The sequence below is a fragment of the Lactobacillus sp. B4005 genome (assembly GCF_026536045.1).
Taxonomy (GTDB): domain Bacteria; phylum Bacillota; class Bacilli; order Lactobacillales; family Lactobacillaceae; genus Lactobacillus; species Lactobacillus panisapium.
The window spans coordinates 1-22458 of the sequence record NZ_JAFNOZ010000002.1; the positions used below are offsets into that span (position 1 = coordinate 1).

General features: G+C 38.4%; 19 protein-coding genes. 2 read left to right on the top strand and 17 right to left on the bottom strand.

Going from position 1 to position 22458, the window contains the following annotated elements; all coding sequences use genetic code 11:
• Positions 1 to 243 precede the first annotated feature (243 nt).
• The 17 genes from J3U73_RS04380 to J3U73_RS04460 form a co-directional block, all read right to left on the bottom strand.
• Complete coding sequence (locus J3U73_RS04380) at positions 244 to 765, bottom strand: hypothetical protein (protein ID WP_220268295.1); 522 nt, start codon at positions 763 to 765, stop codon at positions 244 to 246.
• Between the two features lie 212 nt (positions 766 to 977).
• Positions 978 to 2339 carry a DEAD/DEAH box helicase gene (locus J3U73_RS04385; protein WP_267409712.1) on the bottom strand — a complete coding sequence of 454 codons (1362 nt, stop codon included), beginning with the start codon at positions 2337 to 2339 and terminating at the stop codon, positions 978 to 980.
• Positions 2332 to 3288 carry a DHH family phosphoesterase gene (locus J3U73_RS04390; protein ID WP_267409714.1) on the bottom strand — a complete coding sequence of 319 codons (957 nt, stop codon included), beginning with the start codon at positions 3286 to 3288 and terminating at the stop codon, positions 2332 to 2334. Before J3U73_RS04390 ends, J3U73_RS04385 begins: the two co-directional genes overlap by 8 nt.
• Before the next feature lie 54 nt (positions 3289 to 3342).
• On the bottom strand, positions 3343 to 4479 hold the full coding sequence (gene dinB, locus J3U73_RS04395) for a DNA polymerase IV (protein WP_267409716.1): 1137 nt from the start codon (positions 4477 to 4479) through the stop codon (positions 3343 to 3345).
• Positions 4472 to 5920, bottom strand: a complete 1449-nt coding sequence (gene zwf / locus J3U73_RS04400) for a glucose-6-phosphate dehydrogenase (RefSeq protein WP_220219978.1) — start codon at positions 5918 to 5920, stop codon at positions 4472 to 4474. The genes dinB and zwf overlap by 8 nt, the downstream gene beginning before the upstream one ends.
• Before the next feature lie 160 nt (positions 5921 to 6080).
• The gene (yajC, locus tag J3U73_RS04405) at positions 6081 to 6524 is read right to left on the bottom strand and encodes a preprotein translocase subunit YajC (RefSeq protein WP_267409717.1); all 444 of its coding nucleotides are present in this window, start codon (positions 6522 to 6524) and stop codon (positions 6081 to 6083) included.
• A gap of 65 nt (positions 6525 to 6589) precedes the next feature.
• The gene (gene ruvB / locus J3U73_RS04410; protein WP_374106767.1) at positions 6590 to 7600 is read right to left on the bottom strand and encodes a Holliday junction branch migration DNA helicase RuvB; all 1011 of its coding nucleotides are present in this window, start codon (positions 7598 to 7600) and stop codon (positions 6590 to 6592) included.
• Positions 7601 to 7649: 49 nt separating this feature from the next.
• A complete protein-coding gene (ruvA, locus tag J3U73_RS04415; RefSeq protein ID WP_267409718.1) occupies positions 7650 to 8234 on the bottom strand; it encodes a Holliday junction branch migration protein RuvA in 585 nt (194 codons plus the stop codon).
• A 3-nt stretch (positions 8235 to 8237) separates the two neighbouring features.
• Complete coding sequence (gene mutL / locus J3U73_RS04420; RefSeq protein WP_220219981.1) at positions 8238 to 10130, bottom strand: DNA mismatch repair endonuclease MutL; 1893 nt, start codon at positions 10128 to 10130, stop codon at positions 8238 to 8240.
• 2 nt (positions 10131 to 10132) lie between these two features.
• On the bottom strand, positions 10133 to 12715 hold the full coding sequence (mutS, locus tag J3U73_RS04425) for a DNA mismatch repair protein MutS (protein ID WP_267410000.1): 2583 nt from the start codon (positions 12713 to 12715) through the stop codon (positions 10133 to 10135).
• Between the two features lie 173 nt (positions 12716 to 12888).
• Entirely contained in the window at positions 12889 to 13536 is a 648-nt protein-coding gene (gene pcp / locus J3U73_RS04430) for a pyroglutamyl-peptidase I (protein ID WP_220219982.1), read from the bottom strand.
• A gap of 21 nt (positions 13537 to 13557) precedes the next feature.
• Positions 13558 to 14496: a DUF979 domain-containing protein gene (locus tag J3U73_RS04435; RefSeq protein WP_267409719.1), complete on the bottom strand. Its 939-nt coding sequence runs from the start codon at positions 14494 to 14496 to the stop codon at positions 13558 to 13560.
• Positions 14497 to 15165: a DUF969 domain-containing protein gene (locus tag J3U73_RS04440; protein ID WP_220268300.1), complete on the bottom strand. Its 669-nt coding sequence runs from the start codon at positions 15163 to 15165 to the stop codon at positions 14497 to 14499. It lies immediately after the preceding gene.
• Positions 15166 to 15351: 186 nt separating this feature from the next.
• Positions 15352 to 16539, bottom strand: coding sequence for an SLAP domain-containing protein (locus J3U73_RS04445; protein ID WP_267409720.1), 1188 nt, complete (start codon positions 16537 to 16539; stop codon positions 15352 to 15354).
• 178 nt (positions 16540 to 16717) lie between these two features.
• Entirely contained in the window at positions 16718 to 18349 is a 1632-nt protein-coding gene (gene groL, locus J3U73_RS04450) for a chaperonin GroEL (RefSeq protein ID WP_220268302.1), read from the bottom strand.
• Between the two features lie 16 nt (positions 18350 to 18365).
• Positions 18366 to 18650 (bottom strand): co-chaperone GroES, encoded by a 285-nt coding sequence (gene groES / locus J3U73_RS04455; protein ID WP_103752481.1) that lies wholly within the window; start codon positions 18648 to 18650, stop codon positions 18366 to 18368.
• Positions 18651 to 18831: 181 nt separating this feature from the next.
• Positions 18832 to 19473 (bottom strand): redox-sensing transcriptional repressor Rex, encoded by a 642-nt coding sequence (locus J3U73_RS04460; RefSeq protein WP_103752480.1) that lies wholly within the window; start codon positions 19471 to 19473, stop codon positions 18832 to 18834.
• A gap of 313 nt (positions 19474 to 19786) precedes the next feature.
• Here J3U73_RS04460 and J3U73_RS04465 point away from each other — a divergent pair, with 313 nt between their 5' ends.
• Positions 19787 to 21712, top strand: coding sequence for an ABC-F family ATP-binding cassette domain-containing protein (locus J3U73_RS04465; RefSeq protein WP_267409721.1), 1926 nt, complete (start codon positions 19787 to 19789; stop codon positions 21710 to 21712).
• A gap of 336 nt (positions 21713 to 22048) precedes the next feature.
• Positions 22049 to 22453 carry a GNAT family N-acetyltransferase gene (locus J3U73_RS04470; protein WP_267409722.1) on the top strand — a complete coding sequence of 135 codons (405 nt, stop codon included), beginning with the start codon at positions 22049 to 22051 and terminating at the stop codon, positions 22451 to 22453.
• Positions 22454 to 22458: the final 5 nt, after the last annotated feature.

Sequence of the window (22458 nt, forward strand, 5' to 3'; positions counted from 1 at the left end):
CTTTGTCCTCTTGTCAAGAACTTTTTTCTGACCCCGCTGTTGCTTTTTTTACAACAGCGTTTATTATCTTACTAAACTAGCTCTTAGTTGTCAACTAGTTTTTTCGGATTTTTTTTGCCCTCTTCCGCTTGGCTCTTGCCTTGCGCCCGACGACAGTTATTAATATTAGCAACTCTTTTTTACTTTTGCAAGTCTTTTTTACAAAAAAAAAGAATGTTATTGCTAACATTCTTTCTTTACAATTTATTTTTTAGGATTTATTTCCGTTCGATCAATATTTTTTAAAAGCAAGTTAATGCATTGGTACACATCCCTGATATCGTATTTACATCTATGTAATACCCAATTATAAATAATTGCATATATTCCACTAGCTACCAAATTAACTTGTCTTACGGAAAAAGGTCCACGTGGACGCATGTAATTTTCGATTGCGTTAGCCATTTCCTTTTGTAAGATTTCAAAATAAGTATTTGAATCCTTGGAAATAAGGATGATGTTTAGGAAAAAATACTTATCTTTTTTTATTTTTTCTAACATTTGAAAAAAGATACTATTTAATTTATCATTTTTCTCGCCACGTAATTCCCGTCTGAGCTGCAAGGCCATAACTGAAGCAAACAGGTCACAAATATTCTCATACCGTGTATAAAAATAGCTTCGCTCAATCTTCGCCTCCTTGCAAAATTCAACTACGGTATATTTCTTAACAATGTGACCTGAAAGTTTAGCTAATAAAACTTCTTCAGATTTATTTTTTATCATTTCTGTCCTTCCTTTTTCTTATGGTACGATAAATAATATAGCAATAAAAACGCTATCATACAATATGTTTTATTAAAAAATTATTGTAAAATTGCTTTTTACTAATAAATTTTAGACAAAAAGCTTTCTCTGTCCGTTAATAGCGCTAGAAAAAAATATAATTATGTATAATAAAAAGCACAATCGTCTTTCGATGATTGTGCCTTTTATTTTTATGAGCGATCTTCACGTCGCTTCTTCCGTTGCTTTTTTGCTTTTCGAATTTTATGACGCTGTTCAATTTTATTTTTTTGCGCCTTATCTTGTTGAATAACTCGTTTAATCTTCTTTTTATAACCAGGTTTACGTTTCTTTTTTGCTTTTTTAACGTAGCCGTTTACCCGATTATCAATTGCGTACGAGGAATTGTTTCGCTCATTACGACTGTGATAATGCTTACGAGGAACCAACTCTCCGTTTTTTATTTCAACAAAATCAAAGTGAATCCCCATTCTTTCTAGACTAGCAATGCGATTCATTTCTTCGACTTTAATCAAAGTAACGGCATGTCCAGCTAACCCATTCCGGCCAGTTCGTCCGATACGGTGAATGACAAACTCTAAATCACGGGGAATTTCATAATTAACGACTAAGCTGACACCAGCAATATCTAAACCACGTGCAGCCAAATCAGTTGCGACCACGTACTGATACTGACCTGCTTCAACCTCTCGCAATGTCCGTTTTCTTTCCCGTTCAGTGATTCCACCATGAATTTTCGCCACTTTTAGTCCCTGATCCTGCAAGTAGCGGGTTAAATCATCAACGGTTTGCTTTGTATTAGCAAAAATAACAGCCAAATAGGGCTGACCCAAAGTTAACAATTGATGCAGGACTGCTTTTCTATTTTTGGAGCCAATATCAAGTAAATCATTTTTAATGGTTGGCGAAATTACTGCTGGGTTATCAATTACAATTTGCTCCGGCTTAGACATATATTTGCGCAAGAAGTTTGCTAGTTTTACCGGGATCGTTGCTGAAAAGGCAGCCAAAGTGGTGTCTTTTGGCAATCTTTGCGCAATAAAATCAATATCGGCTAAAAAGCCCATATCTAAGGTCATATCTGCTTCATCAATGACAAAGTCTTTAACATAATCTAAAAGTAAGATTTTCTTTTCAACAAAATCATGTAAACGTCCAGGAGTCGCAATAACTACTTGCGGTTTATGATTGTCAATTTTTTTAAGCTGCCGCTCACGATCACTGCCGCCGGCAAAATGAGCAATTGAAATATTTAGCCCAGCAGCATCACGTAACTCACGGGCAACTTGGTAAAGCTGCTCAGACAGTTCACGACTTGGTGCAGTCAAAATAGCCTGAGGATACTCAAGCTTTTCGTCAATCTCATTTAGAACCGGAATTAAAAAGGAATGGGTCTTACCTGAACCGGTTACGGCCTGCACAACGGCATTTTTGTGTGCTAATAAAACAGGAATTACCTTTTCCTGCACCTTTGTTGGCTCAGTGAAATGTATCTTGGCTAACCCCTGCCTAATCGCTGGCTTAATGTTTTCATTGGTAAAAATATTATTCATTTTTTTCTTGATATTCCTTAGTTACCTGAACTAATTCTGCAAAGATTTGCTTAACTTCGTCCATGTCTTTAGCATTTGCGCCACTGGCCAAGGCATGACCACCACCGTCATGCTTTGCAGCTAATTCATTAATAATTGGACCCTTAGAACGGTAATGTACTCTAAAAGTGCCATCAGGCTTTTCAACAAATACGTTCCAAGCAATAATGTCTTTAATTCTTCCTGGGGTAGATACCGTACAGGACGCCTGGTCGGAATCCACGCCTAATTTATGCAATGCATCCCGTGACAATATTGCATATGCTGCCCCACTCGGATCAACTTTCATGTATTCAAGTACTTCCGCCTGCAGTTTTGCCTGCGCAAAGGTTACATCGCTAATATTGCGGGCAATCTCATTAATATTAATCCCAGTGGCTGTCAGTTTGGCAACAACGTTAAAAGTATGCACCGATGTTTCAGGATACATGAAGCGGCCAGTATCGCCGACAATGCCAGCATATAGCGGATATGCAACCTCCGCAGTCAGCGGCAAATTTTCTTCAAGAATAAAATCGGCCACGATTTGGGAAGCTGCTGGAGCCTCATCATCAACAAAACTTAGATCGGCATATGGTTCAACATCGGGGTGATGATCAATTTTAATTAAAAAATCACCCTTGCTGTACATTTTATTAGCGATTCGAGCCGTATTACTAGTATCAGTAGTAATGACTAAAGCCCCCTGATAATCTTCTTCAGTCACCTTATCCATGGTGTTAATCCAAGCTAGATCACCCTCATCATTTTCACCTGCACACAAGATCTTCTTGTCTGGAAATTTAAGTCTTAAAGAACGTGCAAGCCCGGCTTGTGATCCCAACGCATCGGGATCTGGACTAGTATGACGGTGCAGAATAATAGTCGGATACTGCTCAATTTTTTCATATATTTTTGGGAAAGTGTTCATTTTGTCTCCTTCACAATTTTCAAAGTACTCAATTAGTTTAACAGATATTTTTCGTTAATTTGAAAATAAATCCAGAGCAATATTTTCAAATTCAGCCTCGGTAAAATCGGTAGCGGTAACACCTAAAAGTCTTATTCCATCATTTAAAAATGACTCAGAAAGCGGATTGAATAAGTCTCGGGCAGATTCATAAATATCCAATGGATTATTAGTTGCATGCTCTAATTTCTGCCTCTTTGTAACAGTTTCAAAATCGTTATTACGAATTTTTAAAACAACGGTACTAGCAAACAGATTAAGCTCCTGCAATTTCTTAGCTACTTCATTAACATAATTTCTGATATTGGTCAAAGCTGTCTGCTCATTATATACACATGGCTCATATGTTCGCTCGACCCCAATTGATTTTCGATTACGCTCATCATCGGGCACAACAGGTGACAAATCAATCCCATTAGCATGCTTTGCCATCTGATAACCCATTCGGTTAAAATGTTTGATTAATTCACGCACGTGCATTTGCTGCAAGCCTTGGCCATTGTACACGCCCAGCTCAGCCAGTCTCTGCTCTGTTTTTGGTCCAATGCCATGAAAACGGCTAATTTTTTGCCGAGCCAAAAAGCCACGTGCCTCACTAGGCAAAATAATTGTCCGTCCAAATGGCTTAGAATATTCCGAACCCATTTTAGCTAGAAATTTATTATAAGTTGCCCCGAATGAGCAATTTAGGCCAACTTCTTTTCTGATTCTATTTTGTAAATCAATAGCGATTTGAACGGTGGAATCTTGCCCCATTTTATTCTCAGTCACATCAAGATATGCTTCGTCCAGAGCAATTGATTCAACTACGTCCGTAACTTCATGCATCATTTCATGGATTTCTGCCGAAACACGGCGATATTTGGCAAAATCTGGTTTCATAAATACTAGTTTGCTTTTCGGTACTAGCCTAAAGGCCTTAATTGATGGCATTGCAGAATGAACGCCATATTTACGGGCAACATAATTGGCCGTAGCTACTACTCCATGACCATGATTTTGCCGCGGATCTTGTCCGATTACGAGCGCCTTATTCTTTAAATTAGGATGATCACGTGTTTCAACTGAGGCATAAAAAGCATCCATATCAACGTGAATAATTTTTCGATGTAAATCATTTTCCGGCAACAAGCCGTCGCTATAATTATTCATAAATCCAACGTTCAGTTGGCGATTCAAAAATCTCATTTGCGGCCTTTGGCCCCATCCGATACGGTAAATACTGGTTTATCTGCTTACCTTCTTCATTTTCTTTTTGCCATGCTTCTTCAACAACGTCAATAAATTTCCAGTAATTTTTTAATTCACTCCAGTGCGTAAAGTTGGTGGAATCGTTGACAAAAACGTCGTGAAGAAGACGTTCATAGCCATCAGGTACCTTTTCTTGCTCTTGCTTGGAAAACAGGTAATCTAGGTTTTCACGTCGAATGCCTGGCTCCGTGATTTTTTTGCCATTAATCGTTATAAAAATCTGCATATCGGGATCAATAATAATCGAAATGTTATTGGAGTGCGCTTGTCCGTATGGTGTACAGATGTGTTTGAGCACAATATCAATTCGGTTAGTTTTTTCACGCAATTCTTTTCCAGTTCTAAAATAAATTGGCATGTTGGCAACTGGACCCTTTTTAAATTTCACTTCGCCAGCGACAAAAGTTTCGGTATTCGAGTCTTCCGCTACATTAGGTTCTTGCCGGTAACCAAAAGTCATATCGCTACCTAAATATTGTCCCCGGACGAAATGCTGCGCAATCTCTTGTTCATCAGGCACAATCATGCTATCAAGCAATTCCTGCTTAGCCTCATGGATACTTTTAGAAGTTAAATCCTTTGGTTCAGGCATCGCTAGTAAAGTAATGATTTGGAAAATATGGTTTTGGACCATATCACGCAAAGCACCAGAGGTTTCGTAATAGCCACCACGGGCCTCAACTCCCAAATGCTCTGCCAGAGTCACTTGAATATTCTTAATTGTGGCACTATTCCAAATGTTTTTTATCAACGGATTGGTAAAACGAAGCGGCAAAATATTTTGAACCATTTCCTTACCAAGATAATGATCAATTCGGAAGATATCATTTTCATCAAATGAAGCAGTTATCTGCTTATTCAATTCTTCTGCAGAGGCTAAATCACGACCAAATGGCTTTTCTACTACTATTCGGTTAAAACCAGTGCTAGTCAAATTCTGATCGTTGATATGCTGCGCAATTGTACCAAAAAAGCGGGGAGCCATTGCCATGTAGAAAATGCGGTTTCCCTGAGCACTATATCGATTATCAAGGTCGCCAGCTAAATTTTTCAGCGTTTCATAGTGTTCAACATTGGTAACATCATGGGACTGGTAATAAAAATGACTAGTAAAAGCAGCTAGATCATTTTCATTAACCTCATCGTGTGTCTCATGAACGGCATCGCTGACCTGTTGCCGAAGATACTCATGTGACCAAGGGCGCCTAGCCGTACCAACAACAGCAAAGTTATCGTGAATTAAGCCTTGCTCATACAAATTAAACAGCGCAGGGTAAAGTTTACGGTGGGCCAAATCACCACTTCCACCGAAGATAATCATAATAACAGGTATATTTTTCATGAGAAAATCCTTTCCAAAATCAGGTATGTTAACTCTATTTTATAATATTTTCCAGTCAAACTTTAGTTTTAAACAACCTTTATTAGAAAAATAAGTGGAACTTAAGTCAAAAAACGACTGCAATAAAAAAGATGCCTTTTTATAGACATCTTGTTAGTTATTATTCTTCAGATGAGTGATCATCCTTGTTTTCACTGCTTGGCGTATCAGCAGGCTCTTTTTGAGCGGGCTTATCGGCAGGTGCAGCAGTTTTTTCTTCTGCCGCAGTTTCTTTAGCTGGTGCAGCTTCTTCAGCTTCTGACGCAGCAGGTATTATCTGTTGAACTGCCATCCGGCTAAATGTTAGGTAAATTCCGTCTGCATCCAAAACAATTGTTTTGTCCTTAGAATTAACGGAGTCAACTTTACCGTGCAGACCATCAATCATGATGACATTGTCGCCTTTTTTAAGCTCATTCATCATTTCCATTTTCTTTTGTTGTTGCTTTTTCTGCGGCTTAATCATTGTGAAGTACATTAGGGCAATTAACACAACAAAAATAATAATTGTCCACATGTTACCCATGCCATTACCATTATTGGCCGCTAAAAATAAAGTATTCAAATTTACACCTCATTGTCTTAAAAATATCAATTACTTAATTATACAAAAACTAGCGCAGAATTGCACTACTGCCCGGGAATTGGTAATCCTAATTGCACATAAGCTTTTTCAGTGACCATTCGTCCACGTGGCGTCATTAATAAAAAGCCATGTTGCAGTAAATAAGGTTCATATAGTGATTCGACCGTTTCGACATCTTCGCCCGCATTGGCAGCTATTGTGCGCACGCCAACTGGACCACCATGATAATTTTCAATAATTACCCGTAAAATTTTACGATCTGTCTGATCTAATCCTTCATCATCAACTTGCAACTGCTTTAAGGAATCTCTTGTTGTCTCATAAGAAATCACGTCTTCACCTTTGACCTGTGCAAAATCACGCACGCGCCGTAATAAGCGGTTAGCTACCCGCGGCGTTCCCCGTGACCTTCTTGCCAGTTCATGTGCAGCTTGTGAAGCAATCTCAATATTAAAAACACTACTGGAGCGCTGAATAATTTTTTCAAGTTCCGTCACATTATAATATTGTAAGTGCTCGACAATCCCAAAACGATCTCTTAATGGTGCTGATAATTGGCCGGCTAGTGTAGTTGCACCAACTAATGTGAATGGCGGTAGCGGAACATGAACCGCATGGGTTGTTTGTCCCTCACCAATCACGATATCGACGTAAAAGTCTTCCATCGCTGAATACAAAACTTCTTCTATTGGTTTAGGTAAGCGGTGGATTTCGTCAATAAATAAAATGTCGCCCGGATCAAGGTCGGTTAAAAGCGCCACTAAATCGCCAGCTTTTTCGATTGCTGGTCCACTGGTACTTTTTAACTTTACGCCCAATTCATTCGCAATTACAAAAGCCAGAGTCGTCTTTCCCAATCCCGGTGGGCCATAAAGTAAAACGTGGTCGAGGGCTTCATCACGCTTTTTGGCAGCTTTAATATAAACTGCCATTTCTTTTTTAACCCGCTCTTGACCCAAATACTCTTGTAGATTCTGCGGGCGTAATGAAAATTCTGTCTGTTCTTCTTTGGGTCCCTGAATTTGGCCAGAAACAATTGAATTATCTTCGTCCACTACCTGTTTCACTTCCTTTAAGTAAACACTAAGTCCATTATAACAAGAATTACTTCTTTAAGAGAAGGGCCAAACCCTTTTTAATATATTGATCAGCCGTTGTCGCTTGTTCTTTAGCCAAAAGCGGCGTAATGCGATCGACTTCTTTTTTAGTATAGCCCAGAGCCAGAAGGGCCAATAAGGCATCATTTAACTCTGGTGAGATTTCTTGATCAGGAAGTTGGTCAACGCGCTGAACATAATCGCCCAGTTTTCCTTTTAGATCTAGCACAATCTGCGAGGCCGTCTTTTTCCCAACACCAGGAAAGCGGGTCAGGTACTTAACCTCTCCTTGTTCAATTGCTTCAGCTAGCGAATTGCTATTTTCGGCAGCCATAATTGCCAACGCCGATTTAGGTCCAATCCCGCTAACACTCAGTAATTTTAAGAATAAACCTTTATCTTCTTCGGTTTGAAAACCAAATAAGGTGATGCCGGTATCCCGCACAATTTGCTCAATGTAAACACGGGCCTTCTGCTTTTCCTGATATGCAAAAGGTGTCGGACTATACACTTTATAGCCCACACCATTAACGTCAATAACAATGTAGTCAGGTTTAATCACCGTTATTATTCCTGCCAAATATTCGTACATGCTTTATTCATCCTTTTTAAACATTTTGCGTAAGTCATTTTCGCGTAACCGGACAATAACCACATTTCCTTTAGCATCATGATATGGGTCATTGACCTGACGCAGATTGGTCAGTAGATCGCCACACTCAGCACTTGATAGTTTCTTTTTACCCGGAACAATCCTCTGTGCCTGCTCACTGGCAATTCGTTTAATCAAGTTGGCCGAATCAGTTTGATCAACGTTGAGGTAACTGTCCAAAATTGCCCTGACAGAATGCTCAATATCGCCTTCAAGCCAAGTAGGATATGAACGTAGAATAAAGGTATCTTGGCCAAATTCCTCAAGAAACAGCCCAATTTGCTTGATTTCTTCTAATTGATCTTTGATCTGAATAAAATCTAGACTGCCAAATTCCAGAATCATTGGCGTTAGCAAACCTTGTTGGTTAATTTTTTGTCCTGCAATTTCACGGCTTATTTTTTTAAAAGCAAGCAATCTTCGTGCTGCAACCTGATCAATTAAGTAAAGGTCTTCCCCACTGACAGCAATCAAATAAGTATTAGTTTGACCTACTAAACTTAGCTCGGGTAAGCTGCTAGCAAGTAATTCATCCCCGGTAGAAATTACATCCTCGTGTAAATCTGAATGTGAAAAAGGCGTAAGTTGTACTTGCTGGTTCACATTTTCTGGCCACGTTTTCGTAACTAAATAACGATCATCTTCTCGGGGAATATTTAAGTCGACATACTTTGATGGTGCAACTGACTCAATCGCAGCCGGTTCAGTTTCATGAACTTCATCGCGAGTATTTTCAGCCTGGTCAGGTCTCTTTGTTTCAACCACATTTTTATTGAGGTTGAATTTCAACTGATCCATTCGCGTTTCTTCTTTGGTGTTAGTCAAATTGCCAATGGCATCGGCTTGAACATCCTTGGCTAAAAGAGCGCTACTAATTGCATTAGTGATTAACCGACTGAGTTCGGTTTCCTTAGATAAGCGCACCTCTTTTTTGGTAGGATGAACGTTGACATCAACTAATAATGGGTCAACTTTAATCTTGATCACAGCGATTGGATAATGCTTTGCCGCCAAGTTAGTACCATAACCATCCATTACCGCGGTAGCTAGCTGAAAATTATTGATATAGCGGCCGTTAAGCAAAATTGAGATAAAATTGCGTGTCGATCTCGTTAAACCCGGCTTGGAAATTAATCCGGTTACTTCAAAATCATTGTCGCTACTCTTAAATGGCAGCATTTTTTCAGCAATTGAACGCCCATAGACACTTGAAACAGTTTGTTGCAGATTGCCATTGCCCGCTGTTCGCAGCAATACACGCCCTTCATTCATTAGCGTTAGCGCGATATCAGGGTAACCCAAAGCTATGCGGTTGACGATATCAACAATTTTCATAATTTCGGTTCTGGGGCTACGCAGGTATTTAAGCCTAGCGGGCGTATTGTAAAATAAATCTTTAACTGTGATTTGCGTGCCCTTAGTAGCTGCCGCTTCTTCTTGTGCTTTTTTAACGCCAGCCGCAAATTCAGCCCGCGTGCCACTAGCTCCACCGGAATTAGTTAAGATCTCAACATGACTTACGGCTGCGATTGATGCCAGGGCTTCACCCCGAAAGCCAAGTGTGCCAACATTAAACAAATCATGCTCATTACTTATTTTACTTGTAGCATGCCGAGTAAAAGCAAGATCAATCTGATCACTTGGTATCCCCGTTCCGTTATCCTGAACAATAATTTGTTTTAAACCGGCATCAATAAAATCAATCCGAATTCGAGTACTTTTAGCATCAATTGCATTTTCCAGCAATTCCTTAACTACACTTGCTGGACGTTCAATTACTTCTCCAGCCGCGATTTGATTAGACAGATTAACCGATAATTCGTGAATTTGGGCCATGATTATTTCTCATCCTTTAAATCATCTTGCCAGTTTTTCACCAGTTGCATAACTTGAAGCGGCGTTTGATCAGCTAAATACAGATTAGATATTTCATCCAAAACATCTTTTTCCTTGTCCGACAATTCAGTTTCAGTACTTGGTGCCAGCTCCTGATCTGTCACAGTTTCTGGCTTCTCATTGCTACTAAATAAATCAAGCTGTGCCGAGGTCGGTCCTAAATTGCTGCCTTGGGCTTCTAGACGGTTTAACAATTTTGTTGCTTTGCGTAAAACCTTGCGGGGTAAGCCAGCAAGTTGAGCAACATGAATACCGTAACTTTGGTCAGCTGGGCCTGGCAAAATTTTATGGAGAAAAATTAGTTTACCGTTTTCTTCAGTTGCACCAACATGAATGTTCTTTAGCCTTGGCAATGTTTGTTCAAGATCAGTCAGTTCATGGAAGTGCGTTGCAAATAACACTTTTGCCCCTACTTCATCATGCAAATACTGCACAATTGCGCCAGCTAAAGCCATTCCATCATAGGTGGCTGTCCCACGACCAATTTCATCAAATAAGACCAGACTTCTCTTAGTGGCATTTTGTAAAGCTTCGTTTGCCTCAGTCATTTCAACCATAAAAGTACTTTGTCCAGAAATTAAGTCATCAGCAGCACCAATTCTGGTAAAAATCTGATCAAAAATTGGCAGCTCAGCACTATCGGCAGGAACAAAAGAGCCTACTTGGGCCATCACTGCAATTAAAGCCATTTGCCGCATATATGTACTTTTACCGGACATATTAGGACCAGTAATTAAGTAAATATCCGTATCTTGGTCAAGTCTGACATCATTGGGGATGTACGAACCAGCCTTCATTACCTTTTCAACAACTGGGTGCCTGCCTAAAACAACTTTAACATCCTGATTAGATGTGTGAAATTTTGGTCGGCAATAATTATTTTCTTCAGCTACTTGGGCAAAGGAACAAAAAACATCTAAAGCAGCAATTTGACCAGCTAGTTTTTGCAGAGCAGAAATATATTTCTTTACTTCCTCACGCAATTTAACAAATAACTCGTATTCCAGATCAGTTGACTTAGTTTGGGCTTCTAAAATTAAGTTTTCGTGTTCCTTAAGTTCAGGCGTAATGTAGCGCTCAGCGTTTGTCAAGGTTTGCTTTCTGGTATAGCGATCAAGTGGTACCTTATTTTTATTCGAATTTGTTACTTGGATATAGTAGCCAAAAACCTTGTTGTAACCGACTTTAAGGTTATCAATTCCCGTTTTTTGTCGTTCGGTTTGCTCCATCTCAGTTAGCCACTTTTTACCATTATTCATGGCATCCCGGTAACGATCTAGTTGTTGGTCAACATTATTGCGAATAAGTCCCCCTTCAGTTGTTAAAACTGGTGGCTGATCCACAATTGTAGAACTGATCAAATCGGCAATTCCACTTAAAGGGTCAATCTCTGACGCAAATTTTTGCAAAATAGCACTATCAGACTCTTTTAACGAACTTAAAATAGACGGTACGGCTTGAAGTGAATGAGCAAGCTGTAATAATTCCCTGGCATTGACATTACCAAAGGCAATCCGACCAGTTAAACGCTCTAGATCATAAACACCCTTTAGCGCGTCATTCACATTTTCACGGGTAAAGTAGCCATCAAGCAAGGCCTGAACCATTTCTTGCCGCTTAGTTAATTCCTCTACAGATAATAATGGTCGAGCAAGCCACTGCTTTAATAGCCGCCCACCCATTGCAGTATGCGTTTTATCGAGCACCCAAAATAACGAGCCCATCTTCTTACCAGTCTTAGCTGAAGCAGTCAGTTCCAAATTATCGCGTACAGTATGCGACATCTGTAAATATTGGCTTACTTCATAGCTTTTAGCAATTTGCAAGTGCGCTAAGCTACGTCTTTGAGTCTGGAGTAAATAGCCTACAAGCTGCTTAACCGCATCTTTTTCAGCCTGATTAGTCAAATTTTGCTGGGCATAAGATATTTCCGCATGCTTACCGGTCAACTCTGCTGGCTCTGAAACAGTAATATTAGCTTTATGTAAAAAATCACTGTCAGATGCATTAAGATGACCATTATAGACAACTTCTCGCGTCCTCAACGACAACAATTCATTAGAAACTGCTGCAAAAGTTTTTAAGTGGGTAGCAAAGATTTCACCGGTTGATAAGTCACTGTATGCTAAGCCAAAGCAGTTCTTGGTGGTTACAACGGAAGTTAAGTAATTAGATTCCTTGGCCTCACTTGGCTTATCGTTCATTAAGGTTCCAGGGGTTACTAGCTGAATAATTCCCCGCTTAACCATTCCCTTAGCCTCTTTGGGATCCTCTAATTGTTCACAAAGTGCAACTTTATAGCCCTTTTCAACTAAGGTGTCCACATAAGAATCAACCGCAACGTGAGGGACTCCAGCCATTGGGATTGGATTCTCAGTTTTGTTAGACCGGTGAGTTAAAGTCAGCTCAAGAATCTGGGCACCCTTAACCGCATCATCCTCAAATAATTCGTAAAAATCACCGACGCGATAAAAAAGAAAAGCATCGGGATATTGCTTTTTAATTTCATGATATTGCTCCATCATTGGAGTTAAGTTTGCTTTCGCCATTTATTCCTCTTTTTTTCTACTTTACTTTTATCATTATACGCTAAACACCGATTCAAAAGAAAAAAGACCGCAATTAAACGATCTTATTTTTTCTATTAATTAAAAATGCAAAATGGCTATCTTCTAGCTTTCACAAAGTAAGATTAGAATTAAGCAATATGACCTTCAACACTTTGCAAATCAGGTTTGCCGTCCATTTCAACGATTGCAGTAATTGCGGCCGTAATTCCCTTAACATCATCTGCTAAACTAAGACTTGGTGTTTCAGGACGAGCAACGACTTGCTCTGGTAAAAACGGAATGTGCATGAAACCTGCTTTTAAGTCATGGAATTCTTTGTCAATCATATATTGAACTTGATACATAATATGGTTGCAAACGAATGTCCCAGCTGTTGTTGAAACAAGTGCTGGCAAGCCTGCTTCACGAATAGCCTTAACCATTGCTTTAACTGGCAATTGTGTAAAGTAAGCATTCTGTCCGTCTTCATGAATTGGCGTAGCAATGGGCTGATAACCCTTATTGTCAGCAATTCGACCATCATCAAAATTGATGGCTACCCGTTCAGGAGTTAAGGCAAACCGACCGCCAGCTTGGCCAATATTTAAAACATAATCTGGCTTTTCCCGCACAATGGCATCATGAACAACAGTTGCACAATCACCAAACACTGTTGGAATTTCTACCTTAACGATTTCGGCTCCAGCAATCTGATCGGGTAAGCCCTTAACAGCCTCAATAGCTGGATTAATCTTATCATCACCAAAAGGATCAAAACCTGTTACTAAAATTTTCATTGTTTTTCTCTTTTCTAAAAACTAAAAAGCTAAGAAATACATCAAAACGATGTGTACGAGCAGCATAATAATTGCAATCGGAAATTGTTGCTTGATAACTCCTAAAGAATCCTTCATTTCCATCAAAGCAACTGGTAGTGAGTTAAAGTTAGCAGCCATCGGTGTCAATAACGTACCACAATAACCGGCTGTCATTCCTATAGCAGCAACAACCACTGGTGAACCACCTTGGGCTACAACAAATGGAATACCAATACCAGCAGTAATAACGGCAAAAGCAGCAAATGCGTTACCCATAATTGCAGTGAAAATCGCCATTCCACAACAATATAGGATAACACCAAGCAGACGATTTCCAACTGGAAAAAGACCTGAGATAGCTTTGGCAGTTACTTGGCCAACACCTGAAGCAGTGAAGACTACACCAAGTGTGGCAAGTAATTGCGGTATGATACCAGCTGAACCAGCTGAACGAACCATTCGTTGGGTATCCTCATAAGCAACCTTGCCATTCGATTTAGTTAAAATCATTGCAACAATTAGAGATACCATCGCAGCAATACCAATTGCAACTTGTCCTCCTAATTTGCTTTTACTTAAAGGAGTAAATTTGGCAAGTAAAAGAGCTAAGACTGCCAGCAAAATACTTGGGAAAAAAATCCAATTACCAATTCGCTTAACGGTCTTATCCGCAACCTTTTCGGGTAATTCCTTAATTTTACCAACTTTGACTTGCTTTAATAATGATAACAATCCGTTTACCAAAAGCAAAGCGCCACTAATTTCATATGGAATCCATTGGCCAACACTAAAGATGATTGCAAAAATAAACCAGAAAAGTCCTGTCCCCCAGCGAGCCGGATTAGTTTGGTCACGCCAAGATTCAATGGCAGCTGCTAAAAAGAATAGTCCGATTATTACAAAAAAGGCCAATAGAAGATTATTAACTAAAGCTGTCATTTATTTCACCTTCTTATTTTTTAACTTTTGATCAAACATATGATTGTAAATTAAGCATAAAACATATGCGATTAAAGTGATTGGTATTGAGTTTAAAACAACATTTGAGGCTTCAATTGGATGACCTAAAGATTTCATTGAACTAGTGATCATTAGAACTCCCGAAGAAGCAAAGAATAAGTTTTGAGCAAAAAAATTACCAAAGTTATCACTAGCTGCAGCACGTCCTTTAATCTGATCTACTTCTAGCTCTGTTAATTCTCCTTTAATTGAGCCTGCAGCCTGAGCCATAGGATTAATTAAAGGTGCAATAAATTGGATTTGACCTTGAAAGGAAATACCAAAAATACTTGCTAAACCACGAATTCCAGTATAGATATCAAAGATACGCCCAGGAGTTAAATTATTTAATTTTTGAATTAAATTAGTTGCAGCCTTTTTTAAACCGTGCCTTTCAATAACTCCAATTGTCGGTAAAGTTAAGAAAAAGAGCGACACCATCCGGTTATCAATAAATCCTTTACCTAAAATCTGTAAAAATTTAACGAAATCAATCCCTGAAACTAAAGCAGTGACCAAAGCCGAAATAATGACTACGGCTACAGTGTCAAGTCCTAAGGCAAAGCCTACGACTATCACTAAAACGCCAAGTAAACTTAAATATTCCATTAGCATTCCTTCCTTGTGAGAAATTATAATAATTAAACATACTAATATTATTATAATTTCTTGTCAAATCAGTTTAATAAATTTTTCTTATAAAGAAAGCTAATTGTATATACCAATATATTGCAAAACAAAGAGCAATTCCCAAGTAGAATTGCTCATGTTTATATAAAATTTAACGATCGTTTTTTAATCAAACCCAGTTATTTCGCGTGAACGAATTAATTTTCCTTTACCAACAATGTAATAGTGTTGTCCTTTTAATTTAAAGGGATCACCGTAAGTTTGGATCTTCTTATTAACCGGAATAGTCCCTATTTTGCGGCCATAACGATTATAAACTGTAACAGGATGGTCTACTTTTACCCTTTCCATTTTTAAACCAGTGACGTTGCGAACAGGAACATAATAGCCATTGCCAATGGCATAGAAGAAGCGACCAGCCGCCAAATGATGGTATTTACTAATTTTAACACGCGAACCGGTAGCTAAAATTAAGCCATTAACGCGTCGACCATGTTCATCATATAAGTAGCTACTGTGCATGAGCCGTTTTTCCTGCTTATTAGATACCTGCTTTTGGGATGCAACATGTTTTGCGTTGTTGGCCTTAAAATTAGCAGCTAACAAATAGCGATCAGTAGCAATTGGATATAGTTTTAAACCTCGAATTTTAACCGGATTACCATAAGTTTTAACAACAGTACCCTTTTTAATGCTTTTCTTATTAATTAGTTCGCCCAGTTGATTATATGTGCGAGCATTATGCCGCAATTTACGATTAACGCCGAAGACATTATTTTGAGCAACGTAATTATCATCATCAAGCAAGCAAAATTTTCGCTGTTTAATTTTTTTACTACCCATGAGATTCAAAATTGAACCTGCACGCAAGATTAAATCATTTTTTCTTTTGCCATTATGATCATATAAATAAGCGTTATGCATTAATTTAGCTTGCTTTTGACCAGCAATCTTTACTACCACATTCAGACGTAATATATTTTCATTTGATATCCAAATGCCAACAATCCCCTTTGTTTGGCCATTAATAAGAGTTTGTGGTTTCACTATCCAATAAAATTTAGCAGTATCGGGATAATTTTGACTGTTGAAAACACACTGTTTTGCATAGCTAGTGTCATGCGCTAGATTCGTATTAGTGGGAATAATCACTTCATGGCCTGCTGGTTGAGGCTGTGGATCCTCATACTTTGATTCGGTCAGCGCATTTTGGTTTTTAGGTAAAGCTGTAATATTACTATCTGCTTTTACCTGGCCACTTAAGCCTAAAAGGCAAACAGCCATCAAAGTACTTACTATGCCACACAAAGGCCATTTTTGAGATTTTTTTACTAATATTCTTTTGCTTAGCATTAATCTTCTCCTACAATAAATAAACAAATCGCATTAAAGTTTACTTAATATTAATTCTTTGTCCTTTTATTGTAAAGGTACTTTAAACAGCATTGTTATTATATTTATTTAAGTAGATAAAATTAACAAATACACAAAAAAATCGCCCAACCGAGCGATTTTTTTAATCTTTTTAAAATTACATCATTCCTGGAGCACCGGCACCAGCGGCAGCATTAGGATCAGCTACTGGTTTGTCTTCTGGAATATCAGCAACAACAGCTTCAGTTGTTAATAATAATGCGGCAATTGAAGCAGCGTTTTGAAGTGCAGTACGGGTAACCTTAGTTGGGTCAATAATACCAGATTCAACCATGTTCTCCCATTCGCCGTTAGCAGCGTTGTAACCAACTTCAGGGTCTTGACTTTGTAATTTGTTCAAGATAACTGAACCATCTTCACCAGCGTTTTCAGCAATTTGACGTACTGGAGCAGTCAATGCACGTAAAATGATGTTGATACCAGTTTGCTCATCAGCATTGTCGCCTTTAAGGTCTTCAACATTCTTGATAACGTCAACTAATGCAGTACCACCACCAGCTACGTAGCCTTCGTCAACAGCGGCACGAGTTGAGTTCAAAGCATCTTCAATCCGGTAGCGACGTTCTTTTAACTCAGTTTCAGTAGCAGCACCAACATGAATAACAGCTACACCACCAGTTAATTTAGCAAGACGTTCTTGCAACTTCTTCTTGTCAAAGTCTGAAGTTGTTTCTTCGATTTGACTTCTGATTGAGTCTTCACGTTCTTTAATTGCTTCATCTGAACCAGCACCATCAACAATAGTTGTTGAGTCCTTAGTAACAGTGATGCGGCGTGCTTTACCTAATTGATCAATCGTTGTGTCCTTTAATTCAAGACCAAGATCTTCGGTAATAACTGTACCACCAGTAAGAGCGGCAATATCTTGTAATTGTTCTTTACGACGGTCACCAAAGCCTGGAGCCTTAACAGCAACAACGTTGAAAGTACCACGAATCTTGTTCAATACTAAAGTAGGAAGTGCTTCACCAGAAACGTCATCAGCGATAATCAATAATGATTTACCTTGTTGAACAATCTCTTGCAATAATGGCAAGATGTCTTGAATGTTAGAAATCTTCTTGTCAGTAATTAAAACATATGGGTTGTCCAAATCTGCTTCCATCTTGTCGTTGTCAGTTACCATGTATTGTGATAAGTAACCACGATCGAATTGCATACCTTCAACTACTGATAATTCAGTTTCAATACCACGTGAGTCTTCAATTGTGATAACACCATCGTTACCAACTTTTTCCATTGCATCAGCGATTAAGTCACCAACTTCTTTTGAAGCAGATGAAACTGAAGCAACTTGCGCAATTTGATCTTTTGAAGAAACAGTGTGACTTACTTTATGTAATTCATCAACAACAGCCTTGGTAGCTTTTTCAATTCCGCGACGAACACCTACGGGGTTAGCACCAGCAGTTACATTCTTCATTCCTTCACGGATGATTGCTTGAGTTAACACAACTGCAGTAGTGGTACCGTCACCGGCAATGTCGTTAGTCTTTTGTGCAGCTTCGGCAACTAGCTTAGCACCCATGTTTTCGTAGTGATCTTTTAATTCAATTGACTTAGCAATGGTAACACCATCGTTAGTAATTTCAGGATTGCCATAAGATTGCTCTAAGACAACGTTTCTACCTTTAGGACCGATTGTTGCCTTAACAGTATCAGCTAACTTATCAACACCCTTTAATAGGGAACGTCTTGCTTTTTCTGAGAATTTAATATCTTTTGCCATAATTTTCGCTCCTTAATTACTTAACCACTGCCAAAATATCTTTTTCATGAAGGACTAAGAATTTTTCACCTTCGTATTCAACGTTAGTGCCAGAATACTTGTCATATAGAACAACGTCGCCCTTTTCAACTGACATTGGGATCTTGTTGCCGTTTTCTGCATAACTGCCTTCACCGACAGCAACAACTTCACCTTCTGTTGGCTTTTCTTTAGCATTTGAAGCAAGGACGATTCCGCCTACAGTCTTTTCTTCTTCTTCTTTAACTTTTACGATCACGCGATCACCAATTGGTTGTAACACGTTTGTCCCTCCTAATTTTAATTTAAAATCATTTTTGTTATTTGTTAGCACTCTTATTAACCAAGTGCTAACTTACAAATATGATAATACCCCCTTTTAATGAAAAAAGCAAGAAAAAATTAGCACTTTTTTACTTAAAGTGCTAATTTTCTTTAGCCATTGCAGCGGCGGCTTTATAAATTTATCTATTCTTATCTTTATCCGAATCAAGGAAATAAATGAGGGTTTGTAATTCAGTCGCCAAGTCAACATTTTGAATTCTAACCCCGGTTGGAGCTGATAACCGAATTGGCGTAAAGTTCATAATGCCCTTAATGCCAGCTTCGACCATGTCATCCGCTGTTTTTTGTGCAGAATCTGACGGCACTGTCAAAATAGCGATGGTGATCTGTTGGTCACTCAGCTGCTTTTGCAATTCACTCATTTCATAAACAGGAACGCCACTCAAAATTTTGCCCGTAATTTTAGGATTAATATCAAAAGCACAGGAAATTCGGATGTTATTGCTTCGTTTGAAGTTATAGTTGAGCAAGGCGTGTCCCAAATTACCTACACCAACTAATGCAACATTAGTTAAAGTATCTTGATTTAAAATCTTTTTAAAAAAGGATAGGAGACTTTTGACATCATAGCCATACCCACGCTTACCCAAAGCACCAAAATATGAAAAATCACGACGGATTGATGCACTATCAACCTGAACTGCTTCTGATAATTCAGTAGATGAAACTTTTTCTTTACCAGCTTCATTCAGGATAATTAGGTAACGATAGTAAAGCGGCAGTCTCTTCGCTGTCGCTGTAGGTATTTTTATTTTTTCCATTTTAAAAAGCCTCCAACTTAATATCACTAGTGAGCTTTTTTGTGAATTCACTCATCAATTAATATTATTTTACCTATAACTTACTGATATTTGCAAATGTTTTTTCACAATCTAACACAATCACAAAACACGATTTTACTGTTAATTAACCCGCTTTACATGGTAATTAAAAAATTATTTGTAAATAACTGAGCAAATACTCGTAATCAATTTACTAATGATGAAAAAATAATTTTACTTAAAAAAGGCTTATTTCTCATGCAGTTGCCAGCAGTCTTGCCACATATGCTAAAATAGACTTTAGGTGAAAAATATGATAATTGCACAAGGACACGATTTAGAAAAACAATTTGGTGCCAATACGCTATTCAATCACGTTAATTTCTCGATTGATTCAAATGCAAGAATTGGCCTTGTAGGACCAAACGGAGTTGGTAAAACCACACTCCTTAAAATTATGACGGGTGAAGAAGAAGCTACCCACGGCGAATTTACCATTAATAAAGGGATCGATGTGGGTTATATCGCGCAAGAAAATGGCTTAGATGAAAGTAAGAGCATTTGGGATGAAATGCTGACCGTTTTTGCGCCATTAATTGCAAAAGGACAAAAAATCCGCGGCTTGCAACAAGCAATTGCCGAACATCCGGAAGATAAGCAACTTTTAAAACAATATGACCAGTTGCAATTTGATTTTGAACAACAAGGTGGATATACCTATCAGGCGGATATTAAAAGTATTTTGAATGGTTTTAACTTCCCTGAAAATACTTGGACTAAAATTATTGGTGATCTTTCTGGTGGTGAAAAAACCCGGCTTGCCTTTGTCAAACTGCTTTTACGCAAGCCACCGCTACTTTTACTCGATGAGCCGACCAACTATTTAGATCTGGACACACTTGACTGGCTAGAAGGTTTTCTTAAAACATATTCCGGAGCAATTTTAGTTGTCTCTCACGACCAGTACTTTTTAGATCATCTTGCTAACCAAATTTTTGAATTACAATTTGGCAAACTAACAGCTTTTAAAGGAAACTATTCCGATTATGTTGCCCAGCGAAAGCAACGTGATCAGCAACAAGAAGAAGCTTACGAACGGCAGCAAGAAAAAATTAAAAAAGACGAGGAATTTATTCAAAAGAATTTAGTTCGGGCAAAAACGACTAAAAGAGCGCAAAGCAGGCGCAAGCAACTTGAGAAAATGGAACGAATCACGCCACCTAAGCACAAAAATAAGGTGCGGATTAAGTTCAAGAGTGAAAGACCCTCAGGTAAAGAAGTATTAATCTTACGGGATCTAACGATTGGCTACCCGACTAAGACAATGGTTCAAGACATTTCACTGCAAGTTAACAAAGGTGATCGTGTTGCTATTATTGGTGCCAATGGCATTGGTAAATCAACTTTATTAAAAACGATTATGAAGGACTTACAGCCTAAAGGTGGCTCAATTAAGTATGGTGCTTCGCTTGATATCGGCTACTATGATCAAGAACTCCAACTGCTCGATCCTAGCAAAACAGTGATTGATACCGTTTGGGACCGTCACAAAACAATGCCTGAACGGGACGTTAGATCAATTCTGGCAAGTTTTCTCTTTACCGCCAAAGATATTGATAAAACTGTTGGGCAGCTTTCCGGTGGCCAAAAAGCCCGGTTAACTTTGACGGTCTTGTCGCTTGAGCACAACAACTTTTTACTAATGGACGAGCCCACGAACCACTTAGACCTAGAAGCAAAGGAAGTTTTGGAACAAGCGTTACAGCATTTTGACGGCACACTGCTCTTTGTCTCACACGATCGGTATTTTATCAATCAGCTTTCCAATAAAATTGTCGAAATCAAAGAAAAGCATGCCAAAGTCTATGAGGGTGACTACACTTATTATTTAGACGAGAAAAATAAGTTTGCTGCTGATGCTACGACTGAAGTTTCTACGAATGAGAATGAAACTGGCAGTGCAGAGCCAAAAACTAATAAGTTGTCATATCAAGAACAAAAGCAAAGAGACTCCCAAAAACGTAAGCTTGAACGTCAAGTTGAAGAGATCGAAACCAAGATTGATCAGCTTGAACAAAAGCAAGAGCAAATTCAAACGGAAATGGCTAACCCAGAAATTGCGACAAATTTTGATAAACTTGGTCCCTTACAAGAAGAATTAACCAATGTTCAAACTGATTTGGAGCAAGCCAATAATGACTGGGAAACAGCATTAACAGATTTAGATGAATTCAATTAATAAAAAAATCCTAATTCAATTCGCAAGAAAGAATTAGGATTTTTTCTTATGTTAACGGCCAAACGGAATGACCGGAAATGCATTCTGCTGCATCACCGCCTATTAAAATTTAACCATGATAATCTAAATTAACGTAAACTAGCATAGCTTGCCCCATTTTCTGTGTTTGACTAGCAATATACCTGGTTTTATTCGATTTTATTTTAAAAATAGTTCAGCACTTATTGCTATTTAACTTATTTCATTTATAATTGCATTAACTCAATTCAAAGAAGGTGTTTCAATGGAAAAATTACGTTATACTCCCAAATTTTAAATAAATTGAGGAGGATAAAAATGAAGTACATTACAACACAAAATATTAACCAAAAACAATTAATTAATTTATATAACAGCGTTGGTTGGACCGCATACACTAAAAACCCAACTGAGCTAGAGGCAGCGATTAACAACTCGCTACTAACCATTGCAGCAATTAATGAAGACAAACTTGTCGGACTAATTCGCGTTGTTGGTGATGGTGTCTCAATTATCTACATCCAAGATTTGCTTGTTCAGCCATCATACCAAAAACAAGGTATTGGCACACACTTAGTCAAGTTGATTCTTACTAAGTTTCAAGCAGTTCGGCAAAAAGTACTCTTGACTATCGACGAACCAGAAACACGCTTTTTCTATGAAAAATGTGGTTTTAGATCGTGCGATCAAGGGCAGCTAGTTGCTTTTTATCAAGAATTTTAAACTAA